Annotated in this window: 20 protein-coding genes and 1 pseudogene; 10 read left to right on the forward strand and 11 right to left on the reverse strand. The window is 68.2% G+C overall.

Annotation, left to right across the window (positions count from 1 at the left end; translation table 11 throughout):
* Nucleotides 1–121: 121 nt before the first annotated feature.
* From VNF71_05445 to VNF71_05460, 4 genes are read left to right on the forward strand one after another with little or no spacing between them, the layout of a single operon-like run.
* A complete protein-coding gene (locus VNF71_05445; GenBank protein HVA73989.1) occupies nt 122–1,459 on the forward strand; it encodes an aromatic ring-hydroxylating dioxygenase subunit alpha in 1,338 nt (445 codons plus the stop codon).
* Nucleotides 1,423–1,956 carry an aromatic-ring-hydroxylating dioxygenase subunit beta gene (locus tag VNF71_05450; protein ID HVA73990.1) on the forward strand — a complete coding sequence of 178 codons (534 nt, stop codon included), beginning with the start codon at nt 1,423–1,425 and terminating at the stop codon, nt 1,954–1,956. Before VNF71_05445 ends, VNF71_05450 begins: the two co-directional genes overlap by 37 nt.
* 11 nt (nt 1,957–1,967) lie before the next feature.
* Entirely contained in the window at nt 1,968–2,867 is a 900-nt protein-coding gene (locus VNF71_05455) for a VOC family protein (protein HVA73991.1), read from the forward strand.
* A gap of 4 nt (nt 2,868–2,871) precedes the next feature.
* Nucleotides 2,872–4,095: a hypothetical protein gene (locus tag VNF71_05460; protein HVA73992.1), complete on the forward strand. Its 1,224-nt coding sequence runs from the start codon at nt 2,872–2,874 to the stop codon at nt 4,093–4,095.
* Here VNF71_05460 and VNF71_05465 read toward each other — a convergent pair.
* Genes VNF71_05465 through VNF71_05475 form a run of 3 tightly spaced genes read right to left on the reverse strand, consistent with a single transcriptional unit; the run spans nt 4,092 to nt 6,191 of the window.
* Nucleotides 4,092–4,403: a Dabb family protein gene (locus VNF71_05465; GenBank protein ID HVA73993.1), complete on the reverse strand. Its 312-nt coding sequence runs from the start codon at nt 4,401–4,403 to the stop codon at nt 4,092–4,094. The genes VNF71_05460 and VNF71_05465 overlap by 4 nt on opposite strands.
* Nucleotides 4,400–5,014: an HD domain-containing protein gene (locus VNF71_05470; protein ID HVA73994.1), complete on the reverse strand. Its 615-nt coding sequence runs from the start codon at nt 5,012–5,014 to the stop codon at nt 4,400–4,402. Before VNF71_05470 ends, VNF71_05465 begins: the two co-directional genes overlap by 4 nt.
* A 13-nt stretch (nt 5,015–5,027) precedes the next feature.
* Complete coding sequence (locus tag VNF71_05475) at nt 5,028–6,191, reverse strand: mandelate racemase/muconate lactonizing enzyme family protein (protein ID HVA73995.1); 1,164 nt, start codon at nt 6,189–6,191, stop codon at nt 5,028–5,030.
* 213 nt (nt 6,192–6,404) lie between these two features.
* Between VNF71_05475 and VNF71_05480 the strand changes: the two genes are divergently transcribed.
* Genes VNF71_05480 through VNF71_05500 form a run of 5 tightly spaced genes read left to right on the forward strand, consistent with a single transcriptional unit; the run spans nt 6,405 to nt 10,606 of the window.
* A complete protein-coding gene (locus VNF71_05480) occupies nt 6,405–6,806 on the forward strand; it encodes a cupin domain-containing protein (protein ID HVA73996.1) in 402 nt (133 codons plus the stop codon).
* A complete protein-coding gene (locus VNF71_05485) occupies nt 6,803–7,672 on the forward strand; it encodes a fumarylacetoacetate hydrolase family protein (GenBank protein ID HVA73997.1) in 870 nt (289 codons plus the stop codon). The genes VNF71_05480 and VNF71_05485 overlap by 4 nt, the downstream gene beginning before the upstream one ends.
* A complete protein-coding gene (locus VNF71_05490) occupies nt 7,669–8,457 on the forward strand; it encodes an aldolase/citrate lyase family protein (protein ID HVA73998.1) in 789 nt (262 codons plus the stop codon). Before VNF71_05485 ends, VNF71_05490 begins: the two co-directional genes overlap by 4 nt.
* A complete protein-coding gene (locus tag VNF71_05495) occupies nt 8,454–9,614 on the forward strand; it encodes an amidohydrolase/deacetylase family metallohydrolase (GenBank protein HVA73999.1) in 1,161 nt (386 codons plus the stop codon). Before VNF71_05490 ends, VNF71_05495 begins: the two co-directional genes overlap by 4 nt.
* Nucleotides 9,584–10,606 carry a TauD/TfdA family dioxygenase gene (locus tag VNF71_05500; GenBank protein HVA74000.1) on the forward strand — a complete coding sequence of 341 codons (1,023 nt, stop codon included), beginning with the start codon at nt 9,584–9,586 and terminating at the stop codon, nt 10,604–10,606. Before VNF71_05495 ends, VNF71_05500 begins: the two co-directional genes overlap by 31 nt.
* A gap of 15 nt (nt 10,607–10,621) precedes the next feature.
* Here the strand turns inward: VNF71_05500 and VNF71_05505 are convergent, their stop codons facing one another.
* The 5 genes from VNF71_05505 to infB all read right to left on the reverse strand — a co-directional run bounded on the left by VNF71_05505 (nt 10,622) and on the right by infB (nt 15,460).
* Nucleotides 10,622–11,572, reverse strand: a complete 951-nt coding sequence (locus tag VNF71_05505) for a bifunctional riboflavin kinase/FAD synthetase (GenBank protein HVA74001.1) — start codon at nt 11,570–11,572, stop codon at nt 10,622–10,624.
* Nucleotides 11,573–11,648: 76 nt separating this feature from the next.
* Nucleotides 11,649–12,518, reverse strand: a complete 870-nt coding sequence (gene truB, locus VNF71_05510; GenBank protein HVA74002.1) for a tRNA pseudouridine(55) synthase TruB — start codon at nt 12,516–12,518, stop codon at nt 11,649–11,651.
* Nucleotides 12,515–12,919, reverse strand: a complete 405-nt coding sequence (rbfA, locus tag VNF71_05515) for a 30S ribosome-binding factor RbfA (protein HVA74003.1) — start codon at nt 12,917–12,919, stop codon at nt 12,515–12,517. The genes truB and rbfA overlap by 4 nt, the downstream gene beginning before the upstream one ends.
* A gap of 1 nt (nt 12,920) precedes the next feature.
* On the reverse strand, nt 12,921–13,217 hold the full coding sequence (locus VNF71_05520) for a DUF503 domain-containing protein (GenBank protein ID HVA74004.1): 297 nt from the start codon (nt 13,215–13,217) through the stop codon (nt 12,921–12,923).
* Nucleotides 13,218–13,234: 17 nt separating this feature from the next.
* Complete coding sequence (infB, locus tag VNF71_05525; protein ID HVA74005.1) at nt 13,235–15,460, reverse strand: translation initiation factor IF-2; 2,226 nt, start codon at nt 15,458–15,460, stop codon at nt 13,235–13,237.
* Between infB and VNF71_05530 the strand changes: the two genes are divergently transcribed.
* Complete coding sequence (locus VNF71_05530; GenBank protein HVA74006.1) at nt 15,459–15,704, forward strand: hypothetical protein; 246 nt, start codon at nt 15,459–15,461, stop codon at nt 15,702–15,704. The two genes, infB and VNF71_05530, sit on opposite strands and share 2 nt — an antisense overlap.
* Before the next feature lie 461 nt (nt 15,705–16,165).
* Here the strand turns inward: VNF71_05530 and VNF71_05535 are convergent.
* The 3 genes and pseudogenes from VNF71_05535 to rimP form a co-directional block, all read right to left on the reverse strand.
* Nucleotides 16,166–16,255: pseudogene (locus VNF71_05535) on the reverse strand (hypothetical protein).
* A gap of 377 nt (nt 16,256–16,632) precedes the next feature.
* Nucleotides 16,633–17,895, reverse strand: a complete 1,263-nt coding sequence (nusA, locus tag VNF71_05540) for a transcription termination factor NusA (protein HVA74007.1) — start codon at nt 17,893–17,895, stop codon at nt 16,633–16,635.
* The gene (gene rimP / locus VNF71_05545) at nt 17,892–18,446 is read right to left on the reverse strand and encodes a ribosome maturation factor RimP (protein ID HVA74008.1); all 555 of its coding nucleotides are present in this window, start codon (nt 18,444–18,446) and stop codon (nt 17,892–17,894) included. Before rimP ends, nusA begins: the two co-directional genes overlap by 4 nt.
* Nucleotides 18,447–18,493: the final 47 nt, after the last annotated feature.

The raw sequence follows: 18,493 nt of genomic DNA on the forward strand, positions 1-18,493 counted from the left end.
GCAGGTCTGGGCTGCTGGGAAGGGCGTCTTGGATAGCGAGATGTTAGCTCGCTATGGTGGACCAATCGGGTTTGCTGTAGCGTGACGCCATGAGCCGCGAGGTGGCGGCGGGGAGGCAGCCGTGACGATTGTGGACCGCGCGGGCGTGCGCGCGGGCGGACATTGGATCGAGGAGGACGCCGGCGAGCCGACCTTCCGGGTGCACCGCTCGGCGTTCCGATCGCAGGCCGTCTTCGACGCCGAGATGCAGCAGCTGTGGGGCCACCAGTGGTTGTACCTGGCCCACCAGAGCGAGATCCCCGAGCGCGGGGACTACAAGACACGGATCGTCGGTGGTCGCGACCTCCTCGTCGTGCGCGACGAGCAGGGGGAGATCCGGGTGTACTTCAACAGCTGTCCTCATCGCGGAACGGTGCTGGCCCGCCAGTGCGAGGGCAACGCGCGGTATTTCAAGTGCTTCTACCACGCCTGGTCGTTTTCGAACTCCGGGCAGCTGGTCTCCCTCCCCGACGAAGGGGCGTACCCACCGGGCGAGGCCTTCAAGGCACGGTCGGGGCTGCGGACCGTCCCCCTGGTCGAGAACTTCCGCGGCTTCATCTTCGTCTGCTTCGACCCGGCCGCCGCACCGCTCGCCGACCACCTCGGGGTAGCCGGCGACTACATCGCGATGGTCGCCGAGCACTGCGCCGAAGGGATGGAAGTGCTGCCGGGAACGCAGCGCTACAGCGTCCGGGGTAACTGGAAGCTGGCCGTCGAGAACGCGATGGACGGGTACCACTTCGGCCCCACCCATGCGACGTTCGTCGCCTGGCTGCGCGAGACGGGCTTCACCACTACAGACGAAGGGGGCAAGGCTGTCGTCCTCGGCGGCGGCCACAGCGTTCTCGTGCAATCAGGTCACTCGGGCCGCGTCGGGCTCCAGTGGGAGCCGCGCTTCGGCGATGAGGAAAGGGCTCGAACTGATACCAACCGCCAGGAGCTGTTCGCCCGTGTCGGCGAGGAGCGCGGACGGCGCATCGCAGAGACGAGCCGGATCCTCTACGTCTTTCCCAACCTGCTGCTGTTCGACATCGAGGCCCTATCGATACGGCAGCTCGAACCGGTGTCACCGGGGCGTACCGACGTGCGCGCCTGGGAGCTCGCGCCTGTCGGCGAACCGGCATCGGCCCGGGAGCTCAGGCTGAAGATGCTGGTGTCGTTCGTCGGCCCTGGCGGCCTCGCGACACCTGACGACATCGAGGCCTACGAAGCCATACAGCGGGGCGTCGAAGCAACCGCCGGCGACGAGCGGCCCGGCGTCGACTGGAACGACATCTCCCGGGGCCTCGCCGACGAGCTCGCCGGTCTCCCCCATGACGAGATCCTCGGAGGCACGGTGTCGCGCTCGATCGATGAATCGGCCATCCGCAGCTTCTGGCGGCAATGGCATACCGCAGTGGGATCGGCGGTGGCGCGATGAGCGCAACAGGCATTGAGACGGCCCTCTCGCGACAACAGGCGGAAGAGTTCCTCTACAGCGAAGCGCTGATGCTGGACCAGTGGCTGCTCGACGACTGGCTCGGTCTTTTCCTCCCGGAAGGAACCTACGAGATCCCGACCCCCGACGCCGGCGATCTGCCCGCCACCGAGGCGCAGTATTTCATCGCCGATGACCACGAGCTGCTGAAAGTGCGCGTCCAGCGGTTGCAGAGCCGCAACGCCCACTCCGAGCAGCCCCGTTCGGTCACGCACCGCCAGATCACCAACATCCTCGTGTTCCCCGCCGGCGAAGGCTTCGCCAGGGTTCGGGCCTCCTTCACCGTCCACCGGGTCCGCGACCGCCACGTCGACCCCTACCTTGGTTGGTACGACCACCTGCTCGCACACACCCCAGAAGGTCTGCGCTTCCGCCGCCGCCGTTCGCTGATCGCCGGAGACCAGCTCAAGCCGGGCAGCCGGTTGAGCTTCATACTTTGAAGGACGAACCGATGACGCCGAACATGCCCGATGCCACCCGGCCCAGAGGGCCTCACGGTCTTGCCTACGCCCGGATCCAGGTGCCCGACATCGACGCCTCGACCGCGTGGTACGAGTACCACGTGGGGCTCGCGCGGGCGGGCACCCACGGCGACAGCGTGTTCCTCCGCTTCGGGCGGCCGCACCACTGCCTCGAGCTCGTCCCGGCGCCCGGCAGGCACGAGGCATGGACGGCCGCCGCCGGCTTCACCGTCGAGAGCCCGGCTGTGCTTCATTCACTGCACGACCGGGTCACCGCCGCCGGCTGCCAGGTCGGGCCGATCGACGCATCGGTCAAAGGTCTGTGCAGCGAAGGCTTCGCCGTGACCGACCCCAACGGTTTCGTCGTCGAGCTGATGGTCGGGTTCGAGGAGTTCGCCGTTGCTCCCGACGTCGAGATGCCTCCCACCGATATCGTGCACCCGTTCCTCTCGACCGATCGCTTCGACGAGTCCCTGGAGTTCTACACGCGGGTGCTCGGGTTCCTCGCCTCCGATCACATCGTCGGATCGACGTCGTTTCTCCGGAGTGAGAATCGCTACCATCACAGCCTCGCCCTGCGTCGCGACAGCAAGTTCTTCGTTGCACACATCTGTTTCCTGATGGCCAACTTCGACGAGATGATGCGCCGGAGAGCGCGGGCGCTGTACAAGAAGGTCGATCTGCCCGCGGACATGATGAACCACTCAGCGTCGGGTTCGATTGCCACCTACCTCTTCGATCCCCGGCACGGCCCCCGCATCGAGTTGTGCGACGGGCACGTCGTGCTCGATCCCGTGCAGCACGAAACGCACGAGCCGCGCCGCATGACCCTCGACCCTCGCAACATCGACATCTGGCGGCCGGCGGCCGACGACTGGGCCGGCTTCTAGGCCCGTGCCCCCGGTCGACGTCGCCGGGGCTGTCGAGCTCGCGCTCGACCTGGCTCAGCGCACCGAGGCAGGCCAGCCAGAGATCCAGATCGCACAAGCGGTCTGCAACTGGGCCGTCGACCGCTCACTACCGGCTCGGGTGCAGCACGTCGGCCAGTTCGGTGCCAACGTGCTGATCGGGCCGGACGACGGGCCAGAGCTCGCGTTCTACGGCCACCTGGACACGTCCTTGAGGCTCGGTCCGTGGGACGACACCTTTCTCGTCTCCGAAGCTTCCCCCCCGCCAGGACCCTCCTCTGACGGTGACATCCTCTGGGGTGCCGGGATCGGTGTCGCCCTGGCGCCGAGCGCGGCGGGGCTCGCCGTGGTGGCGTCGTTGCGCGAGCTGGCCGGACCCGGACGCTTGGGCGCGCTGATCGCTTCGGGAGGCACCCACCGGGCTCCCCCGCCCTGGCCCGTCTCAGCACACGGCCCGATGCATCCCAAGATGGGCGCCGGTGTCAAGGCAGCGCTCGACTCGGGGTTCCGCCCTGGTGCGGTGCTTTCCCCCAAGGGCGGCGCCCCGGCTCCCCTGTGGGAGGAACCCGGCAGCCTCTACATCGCCGTATCGGTGCGCGAGGAGTTCGGGCCGGCGCTCGCGCGCCCCTCTGGAGGGCAGCTCGCGGGCGCGCCCGCGGCCGCAGCGACGGTGATCCGCAGCATCGAGAGCTGGAGGAACCTCTACCTCGCCGAGCGGCTCAGCCGGCAAGGCCAAGCCGGTGCCGAAGTGACACTCGGCGCGTTGCAGGCGGGCTCACCGTCCAAGCCGGACCTGCTGCCCGACACGGCGAGGCTCTACCTGTACGTCGTTACGGTTCCAGGCGACGATGACGCGGCCGTGACCGAATCGCTCGATGAACACCTGCGCTCGGATGCGGAGCTGGGTTCGTTGACAGTCGGCGTCACTGCATACGGGTCGCTCCCGGCGGGCCGGACCGAACCGTCCCACCCCCTCGTCGAATCCGTCAACGCGGCCTGGCAACGCCGGCTACCCCTGCGCGAGGTGACGGGCTGGAGGGGCTCGACCGACGGGGCACTCCTCCGCTCACTGGGTGTGCCGACCGTCAGGGTCGGCCCCGAGATGCTCAGGCACCGCCGCGACCCCCGGCTCGAGGGAGTGCGGATAGCCGATCTGGGGCTCTTCTGCGAGATCTGGTCGGAGGCAGCCCGGTCGTATCTCGGCTGCTAGCCGGTCGGCGCAGAGCTGTCTTCGATGCTCGCGATGGCGCGCTCGTCGATCAGTGGCCTGAACTTCTCGGCGACGAACTGTTCGTGCTCCGCGCTCGACAGGTATGAGTCGAGCTCGGACCAGGTCTGGAACTCGACGGTCATTGCATGGGTGAACCGGTCGTCTCGTTTGCTTGCGTTGCGGCCCAACGCGAAGTTTCTCATCGCGTGGAAGCGCAGGGGGAAACCGGCAAGCTCCGAGAGCATCGCGTCGCACGACTCGGGATCCACGTCCGCCTTCAAGCGGAACATCAACATGTGCCGGATCACGGAGCGGCGGGCTTCCAATGATCGGGGCGGCGAGGCGCGCGCGAGAACATGTCCCGTACCAGAGGCTCGAAGTGTTCGAGCGGTGGCGTGTCCATGTTCGGATCGAACGCGGCATTGTCCCACTCGTCGACGAACTGCTCCGCGAGACCGTAGGCAGGGTGGCCGACGTAGCGCCGCCGGATCATCGGGTCCACTCCCATGAGGGCGAAGTAGTGCGAACCCTGAAAGTCCTGGTGCACTTTCACGATCCAGTGAACGTCGTCGCTCACCCACGGCCTGATGATCTCGGCGGAGATGCTCGGATGATTGGAGTTGGACACGACCTTGCCGATGTCGTGCAGTAGCGCGGCCGCGACGAGCTCGTCACCAGCGCCGGAACGCTCCGCCAGTGCGGCGGTCTGCAAGGAATGCTGGAGTTGGTTGACTTCCATCCCCTCCCACTGCAACTCGAGCATGCGCAGCAATGTCAGTAGCCGCTCCGGCACGTAGGTGAGGTCGTCCTGGACCCAGCGGTCCAGGTATGCGAGGTACTCGGGGCTGAAGTCGGACATCCTCGCGCCCTTCGGGCCACTGAAGGGTTCGAACTTGGATCGGTCGGCTGCGGTCTGCATTGCGATTCTCCTGTCAGACGTCTCCGGCGAAGCGGTCGGCGAGCCCCGAGCGGTGACCTGCGACGCGTTCACCGGGTTGCCGGAACGGGTGTGCTGCGGCGGCCTGCTCGTCGAGGACAACACCGATGCCGGGTAGGTCCGGGACTGGCAGCTTGCCGCCCTCGATCCTGTCGACGCCGAGCTTTGATCCGGGTGCCAGCATCTCCCAGAAGGGCGCCTGGTCGAACGGGTACTCGACGAGGCGAATCCTCGATGACGAAGCAGCCAGGTGTAGGTTGGCTGCCACGGCGAGCGGTCCGGCGCAGATGTGAGGCACGACCATGACCGCGAACTGGCCGGCCGCCGTGACCATCGCCCGGGCCGCGATGATCCCGCAGGTCGTAGCGTCGGGCTGCAGGACCGATATGCGGCACCGTTGCAGCATCTCGAGAGCCTGACCCGCCGTGAACAGGTGCTCGCCGTACGCGAGCGGCACCGTGCACGCGGACGCCAGCCGCTCGATGCCCGCCGGCGCTTCCTGGACAAGCGGCTCCTCGAACCATCCCACGTCCAACTGCTTCAGATTGTGCGCTATTTGCACGGCTGTCGGTTCGGTGAAGGTCTCGCTGCCGTCGACCATGATCTCGACATCGGTTCCCAGTCGCCGGCGGAGTTCTCGGAGCTTCTCGAGGTCGTCGCGCCACGAAGGCCCTATGCGGACCTTTACCCGCGCCACGCCCCGGTCGAGTAGCGGGAGCAGGCGCTGGACCTGCGCTTGTGCGTCGCACTCCTCCAGAAAGCCGGTCGAAGCGTAAACCTCGACGCTGTCGCGAACCCTGCCGAGCAACCCGCTGAGCGGCCGGGCGGCTTCCTGGGCGGCCAGGTCCCACATGGCTGTCTCAACGGCCGAGCGCGCCAGGGCCGTGACGCCCCCCAAGCCGAGCCGGCGCCGGGTGTGCGACTCCATGCGCGCCACGATCCGCTCCACCGAGTCGAGTTCTTCGCCGAGCACCAGGGGCGCGAAGGCCTGGAGGATCGTCTCGGCCACGACCCCGGCGTAGGTGCACCCGTAGCTGTCGCATGCCTCACCCCAGCCGACCAGGCCGGAGTCGGATGAGACGCGCACGAAGCAGTACGAGATCGGGCCGCGCTCGTCGTCGACCGTGACGGTTACCGGCGTGACGTCGGTCAGCTTCATCTCACCCCCACAAGCCCGGGAAGGGCGTCCTGCTCTGCAAGACGGCGTCTAGTGAAGCGTAACGTATGGTGGATCGTGTCAGGGGCTTCCCTTCATCCTTGACAGACCGCTGCTCAGAGGGGCAGACTCGCTCTGCGAGAAACGATCTCGCAGAGCAAGACAAGCTGCCGGCGACGAGGTCATGCCGGCGGAGGATGGGCAAGGGGGGTTGCAGTGGGTGAGGGCGGCGAACGGCCCGTGGTGGCCAACTGGTCGGCCATCCCCTCGGAGACCGTGCGCCCCGGGGTGTCGCGCAAGGCCTTCGGGACCGACGAGGTGCTCCTCGTCATGAACGAGATCGAGCCGGTCATGCAGCCAGGGCCCCACAGCCACGAGGGATTCGACCAGATCGCATGCATCATCTCGGGCGAGGCGGTCTACCACGTGGGCGACGACGCCCACCGGGTCGGCCCGGGGTCACTGCTGCTCATACCGGCCGGAGTCACCCACTGGATCGAGCCGGTGGGCGACCAGACCGTCGAGAACCTCGATGTCTTCGCCCCAGCCAGGTCGGACCTGGCGCACCTCGTCGAGTGGATGGGGGCTGCATCCGACCAACCGGTTCCTGACTCATGAACCTGGTCGCACTGGCGGGCGGGGTGGGCCGCCTCGAGCCGGACGGGTCCATAAGCGAGCTCGACCTGCCACAGCCTTCCGTCGCCGCGCTGTTGTCGGAGCACGGCCGCAGGGCAGGTATGGAGGCGCTCGAATCGTGTGCCGTACGCCGGAGGTTCCCGCCCGGCCAGGCAGCCGAGGATTCGATGCTGGCCGCTGGGGCGTCAGTGTGGGGCGTGGGTATGAACTACCGCTCCAAACAGCTCGCAACCGGGAGGCCCCAACCTGACGAACCGGTGTTGTTCGTCAAGGCGCCCTCGTCGTTTCGGGGAACCGGCTCTCCGATCGCGATACCCGCGGCCGCACCCGACTGTGTCGACTACGAGGGCGAGATAGCCGTGATGATCGGCGCGTCCTTGCACGACGCCGGACTGGCTGAGGCAGGCGAGGGAATCGCCGGTTACCTCGCCGCCAACGACGTGACAGCCCGCGACGTGATGCGCCGATCCGGCAGCCCGTCGATCGCGAAGAGCTTCCCGGGGTTCGGTCAGCTCGGCAGCGCGATGGCGTGCGTCGACGATCCGGGAGATGTGAACGGGATTCCCATCACCACTCACGTGGCAGGCGAGCTCCGCCAGGAGGACACCAGTGACGGCATGCTCATCCCGATAGCGGATCTCGTCTCGCTCCTGTCCCGCTATGTCCTGCTCCGCCCCGGAGACCTGGTGTTGACCGGCACGCCGGCTGGCACCGGTGACGAGACGGGACGATACCTGGCCGCGGGCGACACGATCGAAGTCCGGGTCGGCCATTTGCCGCCGCTCGTGAGCAACGTGATCGGCCCGCCCGCGAGACTCGCTGGCGTCGCCACTGGGGCGATCGCATGAGCGAAACCCCTGCTGCGAGGCTCCGAGCGCTGCTCGCTTCGGGGGCCACGGTGCACAGCACGTTCGTCAAGCTCGCAGCGCTGGAAGTCATCGACCTGCTCCGCGGCGCCGGAATCGACGCGGTGGTCGTCGACCTCGAACACAGCCAGCTGTCGGACGCCCAGGCGCGGGGTCTGGTACGCCATGCGGCCGCCCTCGGGTTGCCCGCTGTCGTGCGCCTGCCGTCGGTCGACTCCGGGCTGATAAACCGCTTGCTGGAAGCGGGTGCCGCCGGGATCCAGCTGTCCACGGTCACCCGACGCGGGCAGGTGGAAGAGTTGCTGGCCGCCTGCCGGTTTCCGCCCGCGGGCAGGCGCAGCCTGAGCCTCTCCCACCCCGCTGCCGGCTATGGCAGCGAGAGCGTCTCCGAGCACCTGGCCAGGACGCAAGATGGGCCGCTCGTAGTCGTCCAGATCGAGACCGCCAAGACCGACGATCCCCTTTCCACGATCCTCGCAGGCACCGATGTCGCGTTCGCCGGCACGACCGACCTGGCGGTCGACCTCGGGGTCCGCGGTCCGGACGACCCGGCGGTCGACGAAGTTGTGGGACGCATCGCCGGCGCCGTCGCGGCCGCCGGCCCCCCGACCGTGCTCGGCGGATGGGCATCCAACTCCATCGCGGCCGACCGACTGACGGCGCACGGCGCCCGGTACATCACCATGAGCTCGGACCTGGCCCTCCTTGCCGGAGCGGTCCGCCGCGAGCTCTTCTCACCCGCTTACAAGGAGAACAAGCAGACATGACATCGCACCACGACCTCCTGCTGCGGGGCGGGACGTTGATAGATCCCTCCGCCGGCGAGTCGCGCAAGGCCGACATCGCGGTCGACGGTTCCACCATCACCGCCATCGCTCCCGCCATGGACGCGACCGCGGCAAGGGTGCTGGACTGCGAGGGCGCGTTCGTCTCCCCCGGACTGATTGACAGCCACACGCACATCTTCTCGGAGGTGTCGAAGGTCGGCGCGCCGGTAGACGAAGCTCATCTCAGAAGAGGTGTGGTCGCCGCTTGCGACGCCGGTACGGCAGGTGCCTCTACGTTCGCCGCCTTCAAGCACCATGTTGCGGACGCATCGCGCACGAGGGTCTTGTCTTTTCTCAACGTCTCCGTACTGGGGCTCATCGACTTCCGGTTCGGGGAGCTGCTCAACCCGGCGACGCTCGTCGGCGAGGACGCAGTAGCCGTGGCGTCGGCGCATCCCGACATCGTCAGGGGACTGAAGATCCGCCTGTCGACCGACGTGGTCGGGCAGCAGTGCCTCGAGCTGCTGACGAAAGCCGTGGAGGTCGGGGAGGAGGCGAGACTGCCTCTCATGGTCCACATTGGCGAGACCGCAGCACCCCTCAAGGACATACTGACCCTTCTCCGTCCCGGCGACGTGGTGGCGCACTGCTACACCGGCAAGGAGAACAACATCCTCGAGGACGGCGAGGTGTCAGACGCCGTCTGGGACGCCAGGGGCCGGGGGGTGCTGTTCGAGTGCGCCCACGGGAAGAGCAACTTCAGCTTCGAGGTCGCCCGCCCCGCGATCGAACAGGGCTTCCTGCCCGACATCGTCTGCTCCGATACCAGCTACCGCAACTGGAACGGTCCCGTCTTCGATTTGCTGACAACCATGTCGAAGCTGGTGGCGCTCGGGGTCCCGCTCGAAGAGGTGGTCCGCCTGGCCACGGTTTCTCCGGCGCGGACACTCGGATTGTGGGACGAGGGCTTCGGTCGTGTCGAGGTCGGCGGTGCCGCCCACCTGAGCGTCTTCGAGCTGCTCGAGGATGAGGATCAGCTTCCAGACGCGGCCGGCCACTCGATCTCGGCGCGGCGACTCGACGCGCGCTGGACCGTCCTCGGCGGCGACCCGATCGCGCCCCTTCCATGGCGCGGGACCGTTCCCTCGAGGAGCTGACAGCCGTGCGACTCGCCGGCGGCCCCTCCGCCTGGGATTCCGAGACAGTGAGATCGGACCGCTCGTGGGTTCACGAGTTCGACTCCGCACAGGTTCAGGAGCTGGTCGCAGCGACGAGGTCGGCGTTGGCTTCGGGCAAGGGAGTCGGCAACCTGACGCGGGACGACTTCATGCTGCCGACGCTGTCGGAGCGGCTGCTAGGCGTCCTGGACGACGTCGTCGACGGCCACGGCTTTGCTCTCCTGCGCGGCATGCCTGTCGGAGAGCTGACCAGGCAAGAGGCATGCGTCCTCTACTGGGGCATCGGGGAGCACCTCGGCATCCCCATCCGGCAGAATGAGGCCGGCGACCTCCTCGTCAGCGTCACAGACGAAGGCAAGAGCTTCTCCGACCCAACCGTCCGCGGCTACCAGACCCGCGACAGGCTCGATTTCCACTCCGACTCATCCGACCTGGTCGGCCTCCTCTGCCTGCGCCCTGCGTGGCGCGGCGGAGCCAGCATGATCGTGAGCGGCGTCGCGATCCACGACGAGATCGCCCGCCGGCGACCCGACCTCGCCGAGGTGCTGCACCGCCCCTTCTGGTTCGATCGGCGCAAGGCAGACCAGTCGTCCAGCTTCTTCGCATGTCCGGTGTTCGGCTGGTCGAAAGGTGGGCAGCTCGCCGTGTACTACGGGCGCGCCCACATCGAATCAGCCCAGCGAGGGCGGGGGATCCCGGTGCTGACACCTCAGCAAGTCGAAGCCCTCGATCTCTTCGACGAGCTGTCCTGCGACCCGAGGTTCGCCGTGTCGATGGACTTCCAACCCGGCGACATCCAGGTGCTCAACAACCACCTGATCCTCCACTCGCGCACCGCTTATGAAGACGGTCCCGACCCTGCCGAGCGGCGCGAGCTCCTGCGGCTGTGGCTCACGCTGCGACGCCCTCTGGCGCTCCCGCCGGAGTTCGAGGAAGCAGGGATAGTCGCCCGCGGCGAGGCCTTCCGCTAGCGCGACAGCCGGAGCTCAGTCGACCTCGGCGACTCCGAGCACGTGGCGGGTAGTAGCGACGTCGCGCACCATCTGATCGATGAGCTCGTGGATCGACTCGAACTTGGCCTGCGGCCGGAGGTGAGCCACGAACTCGACCCGCGCTTCCTCACCGTACAGGTCCCCGTCGAAGTCGAGCAGGTGCGCCTCGAGCAGCGACAGCTCGGCGTTCTCGTAGAACGTCGGACGCCGGCCGAGGGACAGCGCGGCAGGCCGGCGGGCCCCGTCGGGGCGGTAGTACCAACCGGCGTACACACCATCGGATGGAAGGGCGATCTCGCTGGGAAGAGCGACGTTTGCGGTCGGGAAACCGAGCTCGCGTCCGCGGGCGTCGCCCACCGCCACGATGCCGCGCACCTGGTGGGGGCGCCCGAGCAGCGCCGCAGCCTCGCCGACGGAGCCGGCCGCAAGGAGGTTCCGGATTCTCGTGGACGAGACCGCGTCGCCGCCCGGCTCGTCCGGCAGGAGCCTGATCCCGGTCACGTCGAACCCGAGCTCGGCACCGAGGTCCTGGAGCATCGGCACGTTGCCCCGGCGCTTGTAACCGAAGTGGAAGTCGTGGCCGACGATGATCGCCCGCACCGACAGGCACCCGGCGAGGACCTCACGGACGAAATCCTCCGCTGACTCCTCGGAACGCTCCTGGTCGAAGTGGACCACCACCACGTAGTCGACCTTCGTCAACGCGAGAAGCTCGAGCTTCTGGGGTAGGTCCGTGAGAACCTTGGGAGCCGATTCGGGGCGCACCACTGCGGCCGGGTGCTGGTCGAACGTGACGACCGCAGAGGCCAGGCCCTGTTCGGCAGCGACTCTGCGGACCCGGTCGATGACGAGGCGGTGCCCGATATGAACCCCGTCGTACGCGCCGATCGTCACCGCGCACGCACGGCCCACGGAGCAGTCACCCGGGTGGTGGAGGATCTCCATCGGCAAACCAGGTTACGGTGCCCCCGCAGGATGCGTCGAATGTGTGCCCCGCCTGGCAGACCGCCGGGTCGGGTGGTCAGGCCGCGGAGGGCAGCACGACCGCAGGCTTGGCCGTGCCACCGGCGTGCGGTTGGTAGACGGCGAGAAGCTCCCCCTCCTCGTCGACAACGGTCCAGGGCCCCTCGCCGGATACACCTAGTTCGCCGCAGGCGAGCACCCGGCCGTTGGCCACCTGGGCGGCGACGTCGTCCGCTACTACGACCTGGTGCAGCCACGGAAGGCACAGCGCCGGCGGCTTCACCGACGACTCGTCGAGGGAGTCGAGAGGTGTCGCTTCGTCGGACGTCCACGGTCCGACGGCTGTCCGGCGAAGCGAGCCCACGTGCGCGCCGCCTCCGAGCATCTCACCGAGATCGGCGGCTAGCACCCTTACGTAGGTCCCCGAGGAGCACTCGATCGTCGCGCGTGCGATGCCCGCTCTCAGCGACTGGACCTCGAACCGGTACACCGTGACCGGTCTCGGCTGGCGTTCCACCTCGATCCCCGCGCGCGCCAAGGTGTGCAGCCGCCGGCCCCCTACCTTGACCGCCGAGACCATCGGTGGCAACTGCAAGATCCCGCCAGTCAGTCGGGCGGCGGCTTCACGCACCTGTTCCAATGTCACTCCCGACATATCCCACTCGCCGGTCACCTCGCCGGCAGCATCGAGGGTGGAGGTGGAGACGCCGAGGGATATCTCCGCCTCGTACGACTTGGCGAGACCGGTCATGAACTGCATCAGCCGCGTGGCACGCCCGAGGCCCACGAGGAGGACGCCGGTGGCATCGGGATCGAGTGTGCCGGCATGGCCCACCCGCTTCTGATCGAAGATCTTGCGGCAGCGCGCCACGACGTCGTGGCTCGTCATCCCCGCCGGCTTGTCGACGACCGCTAGACCGTCGATCACCTCTCCTCCGTCGGATCCGGCTCAACAGTCGGAGGGGCGATCGATCTCAGGATGTCGTCCACGCGCTGGCCCGCCGACACCGCGGGGTCGGCCACGAAACGCAACTGGGGCGTCCGCTTCAACCTCACCTGAGAAGAGATCGCCGCCTGCAAGCGGACGCGCGCTTGGGAAAGAACCTCTGCCTCCTCGTCGTCCAAAGACGAGAGGTAGACCACTGCATGGCGCAGATCCGGTTCGCACTCGACCGCGGTGATCGTCAAGAGCCCCAGTCGATCGTCGACGTCTTCTATCCGCTCGAGGGCGTCCGCCAGGACCTCGCGAAGGCTTTCGTTGATCCTGGCGGTTCGCGGGTACTGGCGGGCGGTGTGCGGCGCGCCGGATCGGCGATTGCGGCCGGCCATGTCAGTCGTCCCCGTCACTCAGCCAGTTCCGGAGCGTCGAGGTCACCTCCACCTCCGGAAACGACCACACGAACCTCTCCACCGCGTCCAGTACCTCTCCCGCGTGATACGCCGAACCCGAGACCGCCGCCATCCCTATCGTCGCGGACTGCCAGGCGTCCTGCGAACCGACCTCCGCGGCCGCCACCGCGAAGCGCCGGCGCGCGCCATCGAGGATCGGGCGGAGGACCGCCCTCTTCTCCTTCAAAGAGTGGACCGCCGGCAGCCGGAGGTCCATCGTGACCGAGGCGACGTGCACGCCCGTGCCCTACCCGCTCAGGTGCGGGGGATCTCCCGCTCCTCGAATGTCTCGATGACGTCACCCTGCCGGAGGTCCTGGTTGTTGGAGAGCCCGATACCACACTCGAAGCCCTGCTGGACCTCGCGCACGTCGTCCTTGAACCGCTTGAGCGACGTGATCACGCCCTTCCAGATGATCACGCCGTCGCGCAGGAAGCGGACCTTCGAGCCTCGGGTGATCACACCGTCTCTCACGTAGCAGCCGGCGATGGCGCCGATGCGAGGAACCCGGAAGATCTCGCGTACCTCCGCCTCGCCGGTGATGACCTCCTCGAATTCGGGGGCCAGCATGCCCACCATCGCGCTCTCGATGTCCTCGATCAGCTTGTAGATGATCTCGTAGGTCCGGATCTCCACGTCGTGGGTTTCGGCGAGATCGCGCGCTCCCCTGTCGGGTCGCACGTTGAAGCCGATGATCGTGGCATTGGAGGCGGCGGCGAAGGTGACGTCGTTTTCCGTGATCCCCCCTACCGCGCGGTGGATGAAGGCCAGCTTCACCTCGTCGCGCTCGAGGCGGCGGAGACTCTCGGTCACCGCTTCGAGGGAACCCTGCGTGTCTGCTTTGAGGACGAGGTTGAGCGTGGCGGTCTCGCCGCGCTGGATCTGTTCGAAGATGTCCTCGAGCTTCGCTCCTGTGCCGGTCGCGGACGAGGTGCGCCTTTGGTCTGCCGCGCGGTAGCGCTGTTCTCGTTGCTCGGCGATGTCGCGCGCCGTCTTCGCTTTGTCCGTGACCCGGAATTCATCACCGGCCGAGGGAACGATGTCGAAACCGAGGATCTGGACCGGCGTGGAAGGCGTGGCCTCCTTGACGTTGTCGCCCGTGTCGTCGAGCAGCGCTTTGACGCGACCCCACGAGGCTCCCGCGACGACCGAGTCCGACACCCGGAGTGTTCCCGACTGCACGATGACCGTAGCGACGGGACCCTTACCGGGATCGAGGTTGGCCTCGAGGACGATGCCGCGTGCGCGCCCTTCAGGGTTGGCATCCAGCTCTTCCACCTCGGCGACGACGAGCACCTGCTCGAGCAGGTCGTCTATTCCCAGATTCTGCAGCGCGGAGATCTCGACCATGATCGTGTCGCCGCCCCAAGCCTCGGGGACCAGACCCTGATCGGACAGTTGCTGCATCACCCGGTTGGGGTCGGCGTTGTCACGGTCGATCTTGTTGATGGCGACGATGATCGGGACGTCGGCGCCCTTCGCGTGGTTGATCGCCTCGATGGTCTGTGGCATCACTCCGTCGTCGGCGGCCACGACGAGGATGACGATGTCGGTGACTTCTGCACCCCTCGCCCGCATCGCGGTGAACGCCTCGTGACCCGGAGTGTCGATGAAGGTGATCGGCTGGCCGTCGCGGGTCACCTGGTAGGCGCCGATGTGCTGAGTGATGCCGCCCGCCTCGGCGGCGACGACGTTGGTCTCACGGATCCTGTCGAGCAACAGCGTCTTGCCATGGTCGACGTGGCCCATCACCGTGACGACGGGTGGGCGCGGGCGCAGCAGCGACTCGTCCTCTTCTTCGTCGTCGAAGTACTTGGCCTGCAGCTCGGCTTCCTTCTCCTCGCCCGGGTCGACGAGCCGGATGTTGGCGCCGAGCTCAGCGGCGAACAACTCGATCATGTCGTCGGACAACGACTGCGTCGTCGTGACCATCTCGCCCTGCTGGAACAGGAACCGCACGACATCCGCGCCCGAGCGGTTCAGCTTCGGCCCGAGCTCCTGGGCAGTGGACCCACGCTCGACGATGACCTCTCCCTCGGGGACGGGCGCGTTCGACGGGGTGTAGTGCGTGATCTCCTGAGCTTCGAGCTCCTCGATGTTGCGCCGGCGCCGGCGCGCCGGGCGGCGCCCACCGGGACGCCCACGGTTGCCGAAGGCACCCCCGCGGCCGCCCGCTCCACCACCGGCCGGGGCGCCACCGGGCCCACCTGCCGGAGACTGTCCACCGCGGAACCCGCCGGCACCGGCGCCGGCCGGGCCGCGAAACCCTCCGCCGGCCGGACCCTGGCGCGGCCCGCGGAAGCCTGCGCCGGCGGGCGGTCGCCCGCCACCGGGGGCGGATGGGCGGCCGGTGCCCGCACCTGCGCCCGCCGGGCGCGGCCCGCGACCGGGAGGAGGCGGGATCGGCTTGCCCGACGCGGACATCGGCGGGCGGCGAACGCCCGGAGGTGGAGGGATCGGCTTGCCTGACGAGGAAAGCATGGGACCCGCTTCGCCAGCCTGGGGCGGGCTTGGGGGCGCCGGCCGTCCAGGGCTCGCAGCAGGGGCTTGGGGCGTCGAAGGTGCCGGAGCCGGCCTTGCAGCGGGGGCTACGGGCGTCGAGGGTGTGGTGCCGCCACGGGATGCGGGCGACGGCGGGACTCGCCTGGCTGCTGGCTGGGCTGGCGCCACGGGCGGTGCCGGCGCGGCGGGTGCCGGCGCGGCGGCTGCCGGCGCGGGCGCGTGAGCCGGCTGTGGCTGAGTCCGGGCGGCGGCGGCGGGCTGCTGGCTGCGTGCCGCGGCAGGAGCTTCTGGTGCCGGTTCCGAAGTCCGGGGTGAGGCGGCCGGCCGCGATGGTGCGGGCCGGCTCTCGGCGGCGGGGGCATGCGGGGCGACGGGGGCATGCGGGGCGGCGGGGGCATGCGGAGCGGCGGGGGCATGCGGAGCGGCGGGGGCATGCGGAGCGGCGGGGGCATGCGGGGCGACGGGGGCGACGGGGGCGACGGGGGCGCCCGCGGGGGACGGCGCCTCGGCGGTGGCGGCAGCCTCTTTGCGAGTGGGTGCCTTCTTCGCAGCGACCTTGGTAGGCGGCTCCTCCGACAGGTCGGCTTCGGGCTGCACGGGCCGGCGCAGCCCCTCCTGATCCGCCTTACGACGAACGCGGTCGGCCTGCTGCTCCTCGATACTCGAGGAGTGGCTCTTGACTCCGATCCCGAGCTGGATGCAAAGATCGAGAGCTTCTTTGTTGGTGAGGCCGAGCTCGCGTCCTAGCTCGTAAACCCGGATCTTCTTCGGCAAGTTCCTGCTTTAGTCCCTTCTGGCTCGTCTGTCACTCATGGTTCCTACCTGGACCTACATGTTCGCACGTTCGGCCGCCTCACCCTGCGGCGGGAGTCCGGTCGCCCGCAACGACGCCCACGCTCTCGAGCCGACCGGGGTCCGAAACGCTCTGGAGAAAGCGCTGCGGCGGGCGGCTGCATCGAGGCAGGAATCCCTTACCCCCCCGGTGGCAGCATCCCGGCACAGCCAGGCGCCGCGCCCGGGGGTGTCCCGAGAGGCCACTAGTGACCCGTCGGGGCGGCGGGCTACCCGGACCAGGGTACCGGCAGGCGCCTTGGAGCGGCACCCGACGCAGGTCCGTACCGGCTCGCGGGCCGCTCCTGCTCCGCCGGCGCCTACTGGCCAGCCTCCTCGGGTGTAGCGGCCTCCTCGGGTGTAGCGGCCTCCTCGGGCGTAGCGGCCTCCTCGGGCGTAGCGGCCTCCTCGGGTGTAGCGGCCTCCTCGGTTGCAGCAGGCGCCCCCGGCTCTTCGGTCTCCTCGGCGGTGACGGCCTCGGCCGACTGCGTCCACTCCTCCGCCGACACGGCCTCGCCACCTTCGGCGGGTTGCCATACCATCTCACCGGCTTCGTTGGTCACCCATTCACCCTCGGCCCATTCCTGCTCCGCGTAGGCCTGCTCCTCCTCGGCCATCTGGGTCTCGCTCTTGATGTCGATACGCCACCCGGTGAGTCGAGCGGCGAGCCGGGCGTTCTGGCCCTCCTTGCCGATCGCGAGCGACAGCTGGAAGTCGTGGACCACGACGGTGGCGGTGCCGCTCAGCTCGTCGAGGTGCACCTCCTTGACCTTCGCCGGCTGCAGCGCGCGCATGACGAACTCGCGCGGGTCGTCCGAGAACGGAACGATGTCGACCTTCTCGCCGCGCAGCTCGTTGGTCACCATCCGGACCCGCGCGCCGCGCGCACCGACACAGGCACCGACCGGATCGACGTTGGCGTCGTTGGACCACACGGCGATCTTGGTGCGGTGACCCGGTTCGCGGGCCGCTGCCTTGATTTCGACGACACCGCTCGAGATCTCCGGGACTTCCAGCTCGAACAGCCGCTTGATCAGACCCGGGTGAGTACGGCTCACCACGATCTGCGGGCCCTTGGTGGTCTTGCGGACCTCGACGATGTACGCCTTGAGCCGGGCTCCGTGCTCGTAGCGCTCGTACGGCACCTGCTCCGCTTGCGGCAGGAGCGCCTCCACCTTGCCGAGGTCCAGCAACGTGTAGCGGTTGTCGCTCTGCTGGATGATGCCGGTGACGATGTCGCCCTCCCGGCCCGCGTACTCCTCGTACTTCATGTCGCGCTCCGCCTCGCGGATGCGCTGGGTCATCACCTGCTTGGCAGTCTGAGCGGCGATGCGGCCGAAGTCTTTCGGGGTGTCGTCCCACTCCCTGACCACGTAGCCGTCCTCGTCCAGTTCCTGCCCGTACACGCGGATGTCACCCGTCTCGGGATCGATGGTGACGACCGCTTCCTCGGCGGCATTGGGCAGCCTCTTGTACGCGGCGACAAGCGCGCCGGTGAGCGCGTCGAGCAGCGTGTCGGTGCTGATGCCCTTGTCCTTGGCGATCTGCTGGAGCGCGTCCAAGAAGGCGAAGGTGTCTTTCATGATGCGTCCTTGGCGTCTAGGGCAGCGGGCGCGGCGGACGGCGTGGCGCTGGCCTTGCGGCCTCGACGTCGCGCAGCGGGCGCTGGGGTGGGTCCCCACACAAGCACGGTGTGGGCTCGTGAGATCTCACCGAAGGCGATGCGGATCGATTCTCCGTCCGGACGATCCCCCGGTTGGAGCTCGATACCTTCATCATCCACGGCGGCGAGGCGGCCGCGATGGCGGCGCGCTCCCGAGACCGCAACGGCGGTCTTTACGTTCACCTCTGCCCCCACGTAGCGGCGAAAGTGCTCCGGCGTCCTGAGCGTTCTCTCAACTCCGGGGCTCGACACCTCTAGCTGGTAGCTGCCCTCTGGGGCGAGTTCGGGGTGCTCGTCCACCAGGGCCGAAACGATCCCGCTCGCCCGCGTCAGCGCGTCCAGGTCGACGCCCCCGGGCGCGTCCACCAGGACCCGCAGCACGCCGCGGCCGATCTCGACATCCCAGGTCTCCAAGCCCGCCGCGGCAAGAGCGGGCTCTGCCAACAACCTGACTCCCTCTGACGAACCCACTCTCACCTCCTTCGGTCTCTTTCCTAGGAAAAGTACAAACGCGAACA

This window comes from Acidimicrobiales bacterium (genome assembly GCA_035533095.1).
GTDB lineage: Bacteria > Actinomycetota > Acidimicrobiia > Acidimicrobiales > Palsa-688 > DATLUM01.

Bases quoted from the DNA above. Each gene is read 5' to 3' on its own strand.
- VNF71_05530 (HVA74006.1), top strand. From the start codon at position 15,459: ATGGGACCCGCTTCGCCAGCCTGGGGCGGGCTTGGGGGCGCCGGCCGT.
- VNF71_05470 (HVA73994.1), bottom strand. From the start codon at position 5,014: ATGCAGACCGCAGCCGACCGATCCAAGTTCGAACCCTTCAGTGGCCCG.
- VNF71_05495 (HVA73999.1), top strand. From the start codon at position 8,454: ATGACATCGCACCACGACCTCCTGCTGCGGGGCGGGACGTTGATAGAT.
- VNF71_05500 (HVA74000.1), top strand. From the start codon at position 9,584: ATGGCGCGGGACCGTTCCCTCGAGGAGCTGACAGCCGTGCGACTCGCC.
- nusA (HVA74007.1), bottom strand. From the start codon at position 17,895: ATGAAAGACACCTTCGCCTTCTTGGACGCGCTCCAGCAGATCGCCAAG.
- VNF71_05505 (HVA74001.1), bottom strand. From the start codon at position 11,572: ATGGAGATCCTCCACCACCCGGGTGACTGCTCCGTGGGCCGTGCGTGC.
- VNF71_05455 (HVA73991.1), top strand. From the start codon at position 1,968: ATGACGCCGAACATGCCCGATGCCACCCGGCCCAGAGGGCCTCACGGT.
- VNF71_05490 (HVA73998.1), top strand. From the start codon at position 7,669: ATGAGCGAAACCCCTGCTGCGAGGCTCCGAGCGCTGCTCGCTTCGGGG.
- infB (HVA74005.1), bottom strand. From the start codon at position 15,460: ATGCTTTCCTCGTCAGGCAAGCCGATCCCTCCACCTCCGGGCGTTCGC.
- VNF71_05475 (HVA73995.1), bottom strand. From the start codon at position 6,191: ATGAAGCTGACCGACGTCACGCCGGTAACCGTCACGGTCGACGACGAG.
- VNF71_05485 (HVA73997.1), top strand. From the start codon at position 6,803: ATGAACCTGGTCGCACTGGCGGGCGGGGTGGGCCGCCTCGAGCCGGAC.
- rbfA (HVA74003.1), bottom strand. From the start codon at position 12,919: ATGGCCGGCCGCAATCGCCGATCCGGCGCGCCGCACACCGCCCGCCAG.
- VNF71_05450 (HVA73990.1), top strand. From the start codon at position 1,423: ATGGCATACCGCAGTGGGATCGGCGGTGGCGCGATGAGCGCAACAGGC.